This window comes from Streptomyces sp. NPDC006134 (assembly GCF_040628835.1).
GTDB lineage: Bacteria > Actinomycetota > Actinomycetes > Streptomycetales > Streptomycetaceae > Streptomyces.
In genome coordinates this window covers 17,552-29,882 of the sequence record NZ_JBEXTV010000084.1, presented here as the reverse complement: position 1 = coordinate 29,882, position 12,331 = coordinate 17,552, and the positions used below count along the sequence as shown (strand labels likewise).

Genomic DNA, 12,331 nt, shown 5'->3' with positions numbered 1-12,331 from the left:
GTCCGCGATGATGCGACCGGGACCTTCGAGGGACTACTACCTCAAGAAACGCGCCGAGGGCCTGATCCACACGCAGGCATTGCTCGCACTCGCCCACCGACGGGTCAACGTGCTGTGGGCGATGCTGCGAGACAAGAGGCTGTTCACCTCCGTCCCGCCGGTCACGCAGGCGGCTTGACACGATCATTGAGATTCTCCAGTCGTCGGCTTGCCTGCGTGAGAAGGAGGCCGGCGCGCTCAGGCCCCGTCTCCGGACCCGTACGTCACCCGCACCTCCTTGAAGCCCAGGGAGCGCAGGAGCCCTTGGAGCATGCCGGTGGTGTTGCTCTCGGCGCGCGCGGTGAGCTCGCTGTCCCGCGCGGCGTCGGCGATGTGCCGCACGGCGAGTTTCTGCACGGCCTGTTCGCTGTTCGGGTTGTCCGAGAACAGGTCGCCGAGCCGGTCCAGCAGGCCACGCTGCTTGGAGACGGCGTAGGAGCGCTCGGGGTCCAGGGCCGGGGTGCCGAGCGCGGCGTGCGGCAGCCGCAGCGTGACCGAGGTGCGGTCCTGGTCCACCGTCACGTCGTCCGCGCCGACCTTGCCGAGGTCTACGTAGGCGTCGACCGTGCCCGCGCCGATGTACAGGGTGCGGGTGCCCCGGACCGCGTCCGGCAGGTACTTGGTGTCCTTCTCCAGATCCACGACGACCTGGAAGTTCCCGGACGCGGCCTCGTAACGGCTGAGGTCCCGGACGGACTTCAGCAGCGCGGGACCCGAGCGGTCGTGGGTCTCGGTGCCGAAGACGTCCTTCAGGCCGGGGATCAGACTCAGCCGGAGGACGGTGAACAGGACGGCGAGTACCAGTACGGACACGGCCAGTGTCTTCGCCCAGCCGGGCATCCGCCCGGACGGGCGCCTGACGGGAGTCGTCATGCGACGGCCCTCCTTCCTCCTGTCCGGATGCCCCCGCATGTGCCCCGGCAGACAGGGGACTTGGGGCCCAGGGGTGCACGGTCCGGGCGCGGCCCGGACACGGCTTGGGGCGCGGCCCGGGCGCGGCTTGGCGAGGCGTCCGCAGCGCCCGCGTCCCCCGGTTGCCGCTGCCCGACCGTAGCCGCCTGCCCCTCCGCCGGCGGCGTGACGTGCGGGGCGATTCCGGGAAACCGGCGCGCGCGAGGGCTCCCGGGAAGGGCGGGGAACACGGACGGCGGCCGTCGTGGCGCGCCCGCGCGGGGGGTGCCGCGACCGGATTTCCGGCGTCAGTAGCATGAGGCCCCGGCCTGACATGATCACGCGAGGAGCGGTTCGTGCGAGACATCGCCGTGTTCAGCGGTAGCGCCCACCCCGAACTGGCCGAGGAGGTCTGTGCGCATCTCGGTGTCCCGCTCAGCCCCACCCGGGTGAGCCGGTTCGCCAACGACTGCCTGGAGGTGCAGCTCCAGGCCAACTGCCGGGAACGGGACGTCTTCCTGATCCAGCCGCTCGTCCGGCCGGTGCAGGAGCACCTCGTCGAGCTGCTGCTGATGTGCGACGCGGCCCGTGGGGCGTCGGCGAGCCGCATCACCGTCGTCATGCCGCACTACTCCTACGCCCGCTCCGACAAGAAGGACGCACCCCGCATCTCCCTGGGCGGGCGCCTGGTCGCGGACCTGCTGGTGGCGGCGGGCGCGAGCCGGGTGCTCGCCATGACGCTGCACGCGCCGCAGGTGCACGGCTTCTTCTCCGTGCCCGTCGACCACCTGCACGCGCTGCGTGAACTGGCCGCCCACTTCCGGCGCTACGACCTGTCCCGCACCACCGTCGTCTCACCGGACCTGGGCAACGCCAAGGAGGCCGCCGCGTTCGCCCGGCTGATCGGTGCCGAGGTGGCCGCGGGCGCCAAGCAGCGTTACGCCGACGACCGGGTGACCATCACCTCCGTGATCGGCGACGTCGCCGGACGGGACGTCATCGTGCTCGACGACGAGATCGCCAAGGGCAGCACCGTCCTGGAACTCCTGGACCGGCTGCGGGAGGCGGGTCCGCGTTCGATCCGCGTCGCCTGCACCCACGGGCTGTTCGCGGCGGGCGCGCTCAAGCGGCTGAGCGAGCAGCCGGACGTGCGGGAGATCGTGTGCACCAACACCGTTCCGGTCCCGGCCGACCACCACACGGACAAGCTCCGGGTCCTGTCCATCGCGCCCGCGCTCGCGGAGGCCGTACGGCGGATCCACAACGGCGAGTCCGTCAGCGCCCTGTTCGACGGGCCCCCAGCCGTTTAGCCGCTCAACCGTCCCCGCTCGGTCACCTCCCGCTCAACCGCTCAACCGCTCAACTGTTCAACCGCTCGGTGCTCACCCCGGCCGGGACGCGGCCCCCGCCTGCTCCAGGGCTTCCTCCAACGTCGGCCGCGGCGGCAGCAGCCGCGTCAGTCCGGTGACGCGCAGGACGCGCAGTGTCAGGGCGTGGGTGCAGACCAGGTGCAGTTGCCCGCCGCGGTCCAGCACCCGTTGGCGGGCCCGGCACAGCAGCCGCAGGCCGGAGCAGTCGAGGAACTCGATCCGGCCGAGGTCGAGCACGATCCGGGCGCCCGGCCGGCCGGTCTCACGGTCCAGCCGCGGGGCGATCTCCGCCGCCGCGGCGATGTCGATCTCGCCGTGGAACTCCAGCACCGTGCACTCCCGCTCGTGGCGGACGCGCAGATGCCGGGTGAGCGGTGCGGGTTGGTGCCGCACGACGGCATCGCCTCCAGCCTGCTCCCTGGGCGGCGGGACCGGACGGACCCTCACCGCTCCTCCTCGTCCCGCAAGTTACCCCCGACCGAGGGAATTTGAGCATGCTCGCTTGACATATGTCTTCGAATTCCCGGCACGCCCCTTCCCGGAGCACCTCGCCCCGCCCCCACCTCGTCCGGCCTGCGGGGGAGGGGGAGGGAGGCGGTGGGGCCGGTGCCGCGCGCGGGCGGGCCTGACGTCCGCCCGCAAAGCGGGCGTGGACATCGTCCGGCCGGCGCCGCGCGCGGGCCTGCGGCACGGCGCGGACGCGAAGCTGGCGGCCGGTGCCGGTGCCGGTGCCGGTGCCGGCGCCGCGCGCGGGCGGGCCTGACGTCAGTCGACCACGAGGACCAGCTTGCCCGTCGTCCGGCCGGTCTCGCCCAGCGCGTGCGCCCGGGCGGCCTCGGACAGCGGGAAGGTCTGCGCGATCGTGGCGCGCAGCTGCCCGGACTCCACGAGACCGGCGATCGCCCGCATGCCGCCGTGGTCCGCGTCGACGAGCATCCGGACCGCCCGTACCCCGAGCCGTTCGGCCTCCCGGGGGAACTCGTCCGACCCGACCGGCAGGATCGACACCACGACGCCGCCCGGGCGCAGCACGCGCAGCGAGCGGACGGCGGTGTCGCCGCCGATCGTGTCCAGCACGACGTCGGCGTCCTTCACGGCCTCGGCGAAGTCCGTCTCCCGGTAGTCGACCGGCTCGTCCACGCCGATGGAGCGCAGGAAGTCGTGCTTGCCCGCGCTGGCGGTGCCGATCACGTGCGCGCCGCGCGCCTTGGCGATCTGCACGGCCACGTGGCCCACTCCGCCGGCCGCCGCGTGGATCAGCACCCGCTGCCCCGGCCCGAGGTCCGCCCGCTCCACCAGCGCCTGCCACGCCGTCAGCGACACCAGTGGCAGCGCGCCCGCCTGGACGTGGTCGATCCCGGCGGGCCGGTGCGCGAGCGCGCGGGCCGGGGCGATGACGTACTCGGCGTGCGAGCCGTGGCCGAACGGGTACGGCAGCATGCCGAAGACCTCGTCGCCCGGCTGGAACATCGCCACCCCGACCCCGGTCGCCTCGACCGTCCCGGCCACGTCCCAGCCGAGCACGAAGGGCGGCTCGCCCAGGAAGCCGCCGTTCGCGCGGTGCTTCCAGTCGGTCGGGTTGACGCCGGCGGCGCGCACCCGGACCAGCACCTCGTTCGGGCGCGGTGCGGGGCGCTCCAGCCGGACCTCCTTGAGGACCTCGGGACCGCCGAGGGTGTCCTGGCTGATGGCTCGCATGGTGTTCACATCGCTCATGGTGTACCAGCCTGCCCGTGTCCGCCCGTTCAAAAAATGGCGTGATCGCCATACTTCGACAGGATCGGGCCAAGCGCTGAGCGCTCCCGGCCCTGTCGATCCGTATGGCGATTTGTCGACCTTACGTCTCCTGGCGGAGAGTGACGGAACCCTCACTTCCGCAGGTCTTCGAGATTGATCCTTTTCCGTTCGAACCCGATAAGGTTCCGATCGGCGCTGCGAGTTGACGCGATCGCGACGGCTCCGCTCGCCCTGCGTACTCATGAGTGCGGTCCCCCTTGCGCACCCCCCTGATCGATCGTGTTGCTTCGAAGGATGCAGATGGAACTCGCCACTCCGCCACCTGCGGCGCGGGCCCCTGTCGCCTGGTACAGCTGGTGGCTGATGCCGCTGGGCCTGGGAGGCGGGACGGTAGCCGCCACGTTTCTGAGCTCGGAGCGGATAACCGCGGCCGTCGCCGGTGCCACGGCGACGGCGGCCGGCGCCGTCTGCGTACGCCTCCTGCTCCGCTCCCAGGCCCGGCTGCGCCGCGCGGAGCACACCTTCCGTGCCTCGCAGGAGGAGACCACGCGGCAGTGGCGGCAGCATGTGGCGGGCCTGGAGAGCGAGTTCGCCGCCGAGCGCGCCGCCCGGGAGGCGCAGCTGGCCGAGCAGGTCCAGTCGTACGAGACGCGGCTGGCCGAGCAGGTCCAGTCGTACGAGACGCGGCTGACCGAGCAGGCCACGTCGTACGAAGCACAGCTGACCGAGCAGGCCACGTCGTACGAGACACGGCTGGCCGAACAGGGCCGGTCCTTCGAGGAACGGCTGAGCGAGCAGGCCGCGTCCTGCGAGGACCGGCTCGCCGAACAGGCCCAGGCCGCGGGGGAGCGGCTGGCGCACCAGCTGGCCGCCGTGGCCCGCCTCGCCGACGAGCAGCTGCCCGAGGCACTGGACCGGCTGCGCGCCGGTGACGCCATCGACGACATCCTGCCCACCGTCGAGCAGTGCGCCAAGGTCGGCGCCGACCTCCAGGCCGAGCTGCGCAAGGTGCTGCGCACCGCCCTGATGGGCGTCGAGCGCGAACTGGACCGTTCGTCCTCCGCGGAACAGGCCGTCATCAGCATCGGCAACCGCATCCACGTCCTCACCAGCAAGCTGCGCGGGCGCCTGCACGAGATGCAGGGCGAGCACGGGCGGCTGCCCGCCGTCGCCCGGGGCCTGATGGAGCTCGACCAGGCGATCGGCCCCGCCGACTGCCTGGCGGCCAGCATCGGCGTGCTCGGCGGCTCCGACCGCCCCGGCCGGCAGTGGCAGGAGCCGCAGCGCCTGCTGAGCGTGGTGCGCGGCGGCATCGGCCGCATCAAGGACTTCCAGCGCGTCCAGGTGCGCCACCTGCCCGAACTCGGCGTCGACGGCGGCCTCGTGGACCACCTCACGCTGATCTTCGCCCACCTGCTCGACAACGCGGCCCGCTACTCGCCGCCCACCGAGCCGGTGCTGGTCTCCGGCAAGGAGGTCCCCAACGGCGTCGGCATCGAGATCCAGGACTCCGGCAAGGGACTGAGCGAGGAGAAGAAGCGCGAGGCCGAGCACGCCCTCGCGGGCACCGCGCCCGGCGCCGGCCTCGGCGGCATCACCGAGGACGCCAACATCGGCCTGCGGGTCGTCGGCATCCTCGCCCGCCGCTACGGCATCCGCGTCACCTTCACCGACTCCCCGTGGCTGGGCACCTCGGTGGTGGTCGTCGTACCGCACAAGTACTTCAGCCCGCTGCCGTCGGCCGCACCGGCCACCGCCACCGGTGCGGCACAGACCGCCCCGGCCTCCCCGGCGGTCCCGGCCTCCCCGGCCGGCGGACCGGCGACCGTCCCGGCCGACGCCGCCGGCGCCGTGGACACCACCCCCGGCGGACTGCCCCGGCGCAGGAGCCGCCGGGGCGACGGCGACCGCCCCCGGCCGGCCGGGCGCACCGAGCGGCCCGGACGGAGCACCGTCTCCGCCGTCCCGCCGGACGCCTCCTTCGCCGGCCTCGCCGCCTTCGCCACCGCCGGCCGTGACCCCGGCGCGACGTCCGGGGAGGCCGGCGACCGTGACACGACCACCGGTGGCGCGTCCACCGAGCACCGCACCGAAGAGAGCGACTAGTGCCATGACGTACCAGGGAACCGACGTGAGCTGGGCGCTCCGCGACCTCGTCGAGAGCATCCAGGAAATCCGCTTCGCCCTCGTCGCCTCCAGCGACGGCAAGGCCATCACCTCCTACGGCGCCGAGGACCCCGACGACGTCGACCGCTTCGCGGCCGTCGTGGCCGGTCTGCAGGCGCTGGCCCAGCCGGTCGCCGAGCAGTTCCCCGGCCACGCGGGACAGCTGCGGCTGGCGATGATCGAGGTCGACGGCGGCCACCTCTTCGTCGTCCGCGCGGGCGTCGAGACGTACCTCGGCGTCCTCGCCCGCGAGGGCCTCGACCAGGGCCTGCTCGGGCACCAGATGAGGGACCTGGCCCGCAGGATGGGCGAGCTGCTCGGCACCACGCCGCGCCTGGAGGAGCACTCTGGATGAGTGCTCCCCGCCGGCCGACGGACCCGTCCGGTCTCGAGCGCTACTACGTCCTCACGGGCGGGCGCAGCGGACCGGGCGGTTCGGCGTCGACCCTCGACGTGGCGACCCTCGTGGTCGCCCGCGCCACCCCCTTACCGGGCATGCAGTACGAACACGCGGAGATCCTCCGGCGCTGCCGCGACCCGCTGTCGGTGGCCGAACTCGGCGCCCACCTCCACCTGCCCTTCAACATTCTCGCGGTGCTGCTGTCGGACCTGCTGGACGCGGGCCGCGTCGAGGCCCGCGACCCCATCCCGGCACACGACGCCGGCAGCGGGCCCGACCTCGCGCTCCTTGAGGAGGTACTCAGTGGACTTGAACGGCTTTGACCGGCCCGGCCGGCCCCCGGCCGGCGACACCCGCTCGGTCAAGGTGATGATCGCCGGCGGTTTCGGCACCGGGAAGACCACCATGGTCCGCTCGGTCAGCGACATCAGGCCGCTCACCACCGAGGAGACCCTCACCCAGGCCAGCGCCGACGTCGACCACCTCATCGGCGTCGCCGACAAGGCGCAGACCACGGTCAGCCTGGACTTCGGGAAGATCAGCCTCAACGACACGCTGATGCTGTACCTGTTCGGCACCCCGGGCCAGGAGCGGTTCTGGTTCCTGTGGAACGGCCTGTTCAAGGGCGCGCTGGGCGCGGTCGTCCTGGTGGACACCCGGCGGCTGGCGTCCAGTTTCCGGGCGATCGAGGAGATGGAACGGCAGAAGGTGCCCTTCGTCATCGCCCTCAACGTCTTCCCCGACTCCCGGCACTACCCCGTCGAGGAGATCCGGGACGCCCTGGACATCTCCCCCCACACCCCGGTCGTGTCGTTCGACGCACGCGACCGGGCCTCCAGCCGTGACGTGCTCGTCACCCTCATACGTCACCTGAAGGACCGCCCGGCCGTCGCCCTGGAGCCCCGATGAACGACCAGACCCCACCCGGCCCCGACGCCGCCGGAGGCTGCCCCGTCGCCCACGGCGGCGCCCTGCGCCTGTACGGCCCCGAAGCGGCGACCGACCCGCACGGCCTCTACGCACGGCTGCGCAAGCAGTACGGCGCCGTCGCCCCGGTCCTGCTGGAGGGCGACGTCCCCGCCTGGCTGGTGCTCGGCTACCGCGAGAACCGCCATGTGCTCGACAATCCCCTCCAGTTCAGCCGGGATTCACGGATCTGGCGGGACTGGCGGGAGGGCCGCGTCGACGAGACCTCCCCGCTGATGCAGATGGTGGGCTGGCGGCCCGACTGCGTCTCGCAGGACGGGGAGCCGCACCAGCGGCTGCGCGCCGCGGTCACCGACAACCTCGGCGCCGTCGCCGGCCGGGGCATCCGCCGCCACGCCACCCACTTCGCGCACAAGCTGATCGACACCTTCGCCGGCGCGGGCCGCGCCGACCTGGTGACCGACTTCGCCGAGTACCTGCCCATGCTGGTGCTCACCCGCGTCTTCGGGCTCGCCGAAGCGGAGGGGCGCACCCTGGCCGAGTCCAGCAACCTGGTGATCAAGGGCGGCGCGGACGCGCTCGCGCACAACGAGCACATCATGCGCATCCTCGCCGAACTGACCACCCGCAAACGCGCGGAGCCGGCCTCCGACTTCACCACCGGGCTCATCGAGCACCACGCCGGCCTCGACGAGGACGAGATCGTCAACCACCTGCGTCTGGTGCTCATCACCGCCCACACCATGACCAGCAACCTGCTGGCCCGGGCGCTCCAGCTGATCCTCACCGACACCTCCTGGCTGTCCGGCCTGGTCGGCGGCCGGCTGGACCTCTCCGCGGTGGTGGAGGAAGTGATGTGGAACAGGCCGCCGCTGGCCGTGCTGCCGGGGCGGTTCGCCACCGCCGACCTGGAGCTGGGCGGCCGCCCGATCAAGAAGGGCGACCTGCTGGTGCTCGGCCTGGCGGCCGGCAACTCCGACCCGGAGATCCGCCCGGACGCGGACGTCTCCGTCCAGGGCAACCAGTCCCACCTGGCCTTCAGCGCGGGCCCGCACGAGTGCCCCGGGCAGAACATCGGGCAGGCCATCATCGAGACCGCCGTCGACGTCCTGCTGCACCGCCTGCCGGGCCTGCGCCTGGCCGTGCCCCCGGAGGAACTCACCTCGACGGCCTCCACCTGGGAGTACCGCCTGGACAGCCTGCCGGTGGAGTTCGCCGCGTAGACGCGCCGTCCGCACAGGCGCGTTGTTCGCGCAGACGTGCTGCCCACGCAGGCGTGCTGCCCGCGCAGGCGTGTTACCTGCACAGGCACGCTGCCCGTGGGGCCGGTGGGACGCCGGCCGCCTCACCGGATCCGGCCTCCTCACCGGACCCGGCCGCCTCACCGGATCCGGCCTCCTCACCGGACCCGGCCTCCTCACCGGATCCGGCCGGCCGTCCGGCCGAGGACCCCGGCCGGACGGCCGGCCCCGCCTCACACCGCCAGCGGCCCGCCTCACACCGCCAGCAGGTCGTCCACCGACCCCCGCCCGGCCAGCTCGGCCGTGGCCACCGGGCCCTCCTTCACCGCCGCGTAGCGGCCGGTGGTCAGCGCCCACTCGTAATTGCCGTTGATCCAGTGCCGGATGGCCTCCACGCCCATGTCCACCCGGGCCCGCTGCTCCGCGTCGAGCCCCAGCTCGTCGCACATGTGCGGCACGCGGGCCTCCAGGCCGAGGTACGCGCCGAGGCGGTCGGTCGTCATGCGGTACGCCTCGTCGGCGGCCTCCTGCCACGAGCAGCCCCGCTCGCGGCGCAGGACGGCGATGAGGTTGTGGCCGTCACCGCGGCGCCGCTCCCGCTCGAAGGAGTGGATGTCGTTCATGAACCCGATGGTGTCCGCGGCGAGATCCCGCATCCGCTCCATCAGCGGATGTGCCATCGCCTGGGCCGGCACCTCGAAACCGCGGCTGCGCTCCCCGGCGTCGATGCTGTGGTGGATGCCGACCGTCCGGCGCCGGAACGCGGTGTACTCCGCCACCCCCAGCGATCCGGCCAGCCCTCGGGCCGCGAGGTCGACCTCCTCGCAGTGCGCCGTCAGGAACCGTCCCCAGGAAGCGGCGAACCGTGTCCGCCAGGTCAGCGACATGCCCCGCGAGAGCTGCTCCCAGACCTCCGCCCAGGCCAGCGTGATGGGGCAGGCCACCCGCGGCGGGGCACCCGCCGGCCGCAGCGGGGTGACGATGAGCTCCCGGGCCACCTCCGCTATGCGGTCCGCGCGGTCGGGCCGCCCGGCGTCGAACTGGTCGTCGAAGAGGAAGGCCAGCGAGAACCAGTTCATCAGCACGACCATGTCGTCCGCCGAGGCGTACGGGTAGGTGCGGGCGGCGGCCTGCGCGAGGTCCCAGGACACGTACTCCTCGAACCCGGCCTGGCTGCGCACCAGCCCTCTCTCCCGCACCCAGCGCAGATGGCGCTCCCGTGCGTACGCCAGGTGCTCGCTGACGGGGGTGTCGAAGGGAAGGTCGAACCGGACGTCCTGCATGGGCTTCCTTTCGGGAGACGGACCGCAGAGCCCCCCGCCCCTGCGCCCGGGCGGTCGCCCTGACCACCCGCATCTGTCGAACTCGGCTTCGCGAATCGAAGATCGAATCGAAAAGTGGTACGAGGCTGCCCGGGCCGTAAACGATCTACACGGCGGCCGTGTCGTGATCTTGATTACTGCTCACGCCCCGACCGCCGCGTAGACTCGCTCGCTCCCCGCGTACCTCGGCGCCCCCCCCGCGTTTCGGCGATCGGCAGGGGAGCCGGCGGCGGCAACCACCCGTTGTCCGGCCGCGCTCGCCGCGGGCAGCGCCACCGCACGATCGCTCTGCCGCTCTGCCGCACGATCGCTCTGCCGCTCTGCCGCCCTGCCGCCGGTCCACGAGCCGTGGTCCGCGGCACGTGAGCGCCTGCATGGCCGGAAGTTGCGGCAGGGGCCTGGTGTGACGCAGGGGGAAGCCGATACCGTCCCGGCAGGGCGCACCGGGGGACGCACCGCGATCGTTCGGACCGGCCGGTTCCCCACCCGGCCGGTTCCCGCACCGCCGTCCCTGTGCCACGGCCGCTCGTGACCGGCATCGCCGGCGGGCCGGGGCCCGGCGCGCCCGCAGCCCATGGAAGCGCCACCGCCGTGCAAGCGTCCTCGCTCCTGGAGCCCACATGTCGTTACGACGCCGCTGGACCGGTCCCCTCCTGCTGGCCACCCTGCTGACCGCACTGGCCCCCCTGCCCGCCACGGCCGCCCCACCGCCCCCCGCGGCGGCACCCGTGGCCGCTGCCGACACCATCCCGTCCCGCACCGAAGCGGCGGGCACCGCCGCCACGGTGCCCCTGCCGTCGCTCAGCGCGACCACCACCCAGGTCGCCTCCGGCCTGCGACGGCCCACCGCCCTCGTCGCCCCCGACGACGGCACGGGCCGCCTGTTCATCACCGAGAAACCCGGCACCGTCCGCGTCTACCACCCGGACACCGGCCTGGCCCCCACCCCGCTCATCGACATCACCTCGGCCATCGACGAATCGGGCAACGAGCGCGGCCTGCTCGGCATCGCCCTCCCGTCCGACTTCGCGCAGAGCCAGGACGTGTACCTGGCGTACACCGCGCTGCCCGACGGCGCGGTCACCCTCGCCCGCTACCGGCTCGACGAGTCCCGTCTGGAGCCGCTGCTCTCCCAGCCGCACGCCGAGTACAACAACCACAACGGCGGCCAGCTCGCCTTCGGCCCCGACGGCAAGCTGTACTGGAGCATCGGCGACGGCGGAGGCCACGCGGACCCGCTGGGCGCCGGGCAGCGGCTGGACACCCTGCTGGGCAAGATCCTGCGCATCGACGTCAGCCGCACCTGCGGCACGCTCCCGTACTGCGTCCCCGGCGACAACCCCTTCGTCGGCACCGCCGGCGCCCGCCCGGAGATCTGGCTGTACGGCCTGCGCAACCCCTGGCGGTTCTCCTTCGACCGCGCCGACGGCTCGCTGTGGATCGGCGACGTCGGACAGGGCCACTGGGAGGAGATCGACCACCTCGCGCCCGGCAAGGGCGGGCTGAACCTCGGCTGGTCCTGCTACGAGGGCCTGGAGAAGTTCGAGGGCGGCCACTGCGTGCCCGGCGCGGAGTACACCAAGCCCGTTTTCACCTACTCCCCCTACACCGGCGGCTGCTCGGTCATCGGCGGCCAGGTCTACCGCGGGAAGAAGTACGCCGGTCTGGTCGGCGGCACGTACATCGCCACCGACTACTGCTCCTCCACGGTCTGGGCGCTGCGTCCCGACGGCCGCGGCGGCTACGAGCAGGCCGAGATCGGGAGGACGCCCACCCAGGTGACGTCGATCGGCACCACGGTGGACGGGGAGTTCTACATGGTCAACGACCTGCCCGGCGGCCTGCACCGGGTGTCGTTCACACGCGAGGAACCCACCTGCCGCGTCGATCGCACCGTGAAGACCTGGGGCACCGGCACGACGGTCGACCTCACCGTCACCAACACCGGCAGCACGCCGGTGAACGGCTGGACTCTGGAGTTTCCGCTCGCCTTCGGGCAGAAGATCATCTCCGACTGGAACACCGACCTCACCCAGGCGAGCAACGTGATCGACGCGGTCAACGCCCCGCAGAACGCCGTGATCCCGCCGGGCGGCAGCGTCACCCTCGGCTACCTCGCCGAGCACACCGGCGACGCCTCGGCGCCGCCGCGGTTCATGCTCAACGGGGACGCCTGCGCCATCGGCCGCTGAGCCCCCCCGTGCCCACCGAAGTGTGAGGCGGGAGCGCTCCCTGGTC

The 12,331-nt window shown here is 72.7% G+C and carries 11 protein-coding genes and 1 pseudogene; 8 read left to right on the top strand and 4 right to left on the bottom strand.

The window, feature by feature from the left end:
- A pseudogene (locus ABZ340_RS34110) lies at positions 1-178 on the top strand (IS110 family transposase); the annotation flags it as partial.
- Positions 179-237: 59 nt separating this feature from the next.
- On the opposite strand, the gene ABZ340_RS34105 reads toward ABZ340_RS34110, so the two are convergent.
- Positions 238-912 carry a DUF4230 domain-containing protein gene (locus ABZ340_RS34105; RefSeq protein WP_358785763.1) on the bottom strand — a complete coding sequence of 225 codons (675 nt, stop codon included), beginning with the start codon at positions 910-912 and terminating at the stop codon, positions 238-240.
- A gap of 374 nt (positions 913-1,286) precedes the next feature.
- Between ABZ340_RS34105 and ABZ340_RS34100 the strand changes: the two genes are divergently transcribed.
- The gene (locus tag ABZ340_RS34100) at positions 1,287-2,240 is read left to right on the top strand and encodes a ribose-phosphate pyrophosphokinase (RefSeq protein WP_358785762.1); all 954 of its coding nucleotides are present in this window, start codon (positions 1,287-1,289) and stop codon (positions 2,238-2,240) included.
- Between the two features lie 72 nt (positions 2,241-2,312).
- Here the strand turns inward: ABZ340_RS34100 and ABZ340_RS34095 are convergent, their stop codons facing one another.
- On the bottom strand, positions 2,313-2,693 hold the full coding sequence (locus tag ABZ340_RS34095) for an anti-sigma factor antagonist (protein WP_358785761.1): 381 nt from the start codon (positions 2,691-2,693) through the stop codon (positions 2,313-2,315).
- 372 nt (positions 2,694-3,065) lie between these two features.
- On the bottom strand, positions 3,066-4,016 hold the full coding sequence (locus ABZ340_RS34090) for an NADP-dependent oxidoreductase (protein WP_358785760.1): 951 nt from the start codon (positions 4,014-4,016) through the stop codon (positions 3,066-3,068).
- A 321-nt stretch (positions 4,017-4,337) separates the two neighbouring features.
- Between ABZ340_RS34090 and ABZ340_RS34085 the strand changes: the two genes are divergently transcribed.
- Genes ABZ340_RS34085 through ABZ340_RS34065 form a run of 5 tightly spaced genes read left to right on the top strand, consistent with a single transcriptional unit; the run spans position 4,338 to position 8,753 of the window.
- The gene (locus ABZ340_RS34085; RefSeq protein ID WP_358785759.1) at positions 4,338-6,143 is read left to right on the top strand and encodes an ATP-binding protein; all 1,806 of its coding nucleotides are present in this window, start codon (positions 4,338-4,340) and stop codon (positions 6,141-6,143) included.
- A 4-nt stretch (positions 6,144-6,147) separates the two neighbouring features.
- Entirely contained in the window at positions 6,148-6,558 is a 411-nt protein-coding gene (locus ABZ340_RS34080; RefSeq protein ID WP_029384842.1) for a roadblock/LC7 domain-containing protein, read from the top strand.
- Entirely contained in the window at positions 6,555-6,926 is a 372-nt protein-coding gene (locus ABZ340_RS34075) for a DUF742 domain-containing protein (RefSeq protein WP_358785758.1), read from the top strand. The genes ABZ340_RS34080 and ABZ340_RS34075 overlap by 4 nt, the downstream gene beginning before the upstream one ends.
- Positions 6,907-7,512: an ATP/GTP-binding protein gene (locus tag ABZ340_RS34070; RefSeq protein ID WP_358785757.1), complete on the top strand. Its 606-nt coding sequence runs from the start codon at positions 6,907-6,909 to the stop codon at positions 7,510-7,512. Before ABZ340_RS34075 ends, ABZ340_RS34070 begins: the two co-directional genes overlap by 20 nt.
- Positions 7,509-8,753: a cytochrome P450 gene (locus ABZ340_RS34065; protein ID WP_358785756.1), complete on the top strand. Its 1,245-nt coding sequence runs from the start codon at positions 7,509-7,511 to the stop codon at positions 8,751-8,753. Before ABZ340_RS34070 ends, ABZ340_RS34065 begins: the two co-directional genes overlap by 4 nt.
- Before the next feature lie 272 nt (positions 8,754-9,025).
- Here ABZ340_RS34065 and ABZ340_RS34060 read toward each other — a convergent pair whose 3' ends face one another.
- Positions 9,026-10,054: a 7-epi-alpha-eudesmol synthase gene (locus ABZ340_RS34060; RefSeq protein WP_358785755.1), complete on the bottom strand. Its 1,029-nt coding sequence runs from the start codon at positions 10,052-10,054 to the stop codon at positions 9,026-9,028.
- Positions 10,055-10,713: 659 nt separating this feature from the next.
- Here ABZ340_RS34060 and ABZ340_RS34055 point away from each other — a divergent pair.
- On the top strand, positions 10,714-12,285 hold the full coding sequence (locus ABZ340_RS34055; RefSeq protein WP_358785754.1) for a PQQ-dependent sugar dehydrogenase: 1,572 nt from the start codon (positions 10,714-10,716) through the stop codon (positions 12,283-12,285).
- Positions 12,286-12,331 lie beyond the last annotated feature (46 nt).

Excerpts from the sequence above, each read along its gene's own strand:
- ABZ340_RS34075 (WP_358785758.1), top strand. The coding sequence starts at position 6,555 with ATGAGTGCTCCCCGCCGGCCGACGGACCCGTCCGGTCTCGAGCGCTAC.
- ABZ340_RS34085 (WP_358785759.1), top strand. The coding sequence starts at position 4,338 with ATGGAACTCGCCACTCCGCCACCTGCGGCGCGGGCCCCTGTCGCCTGG.
- ABZ340_RS34055 (WP_358785754.1), top strand. The coding sequence starts at position 10,714 with ATGTCGTTACGACGCCGCTGGACCGGTCCCCTCCTGCTGGCCACCCTG.
- ABZ340_RS34090 (WP_358785760.1), bottom strand. The coding sequence starts at position 4,016 with ATGAGCGATGTGAACACCATGCGAGCCATCAGCCAGGACACCCTCGGC.
- ABZ340_RS34060 (WP_358785755.1), bottom strand. The coding sequence starts at position 10,054 with ATGCAGGACGTCCGGTTCGACCTTCCCTTCGACACCCCCGTCAGCGAG.
- ABZ340_RS34065 (WP_358785756.1), top strand. The coding sequence starts at position 7,509 with ATGAACGACCAGACCCCACCCGGCCCCGACGCCGCCGGAGGCTGCCCC.
- ABZ340_RS34105 (WP_358785763.1), bottom strand. The coding sequence starts at position 912 with ATGACGACTCCCGTCAGGCGCCCGTCCGGGCGGATGCCCGGCTGGGCG.
- ABZ340_RS34080 (WP_029384842.1), top strand. The coding sequence starts at position 6,148 with ATGACGTACCAGGGAACCGACGTGAGCTGGGCGCTCCGCGACCTCGTC.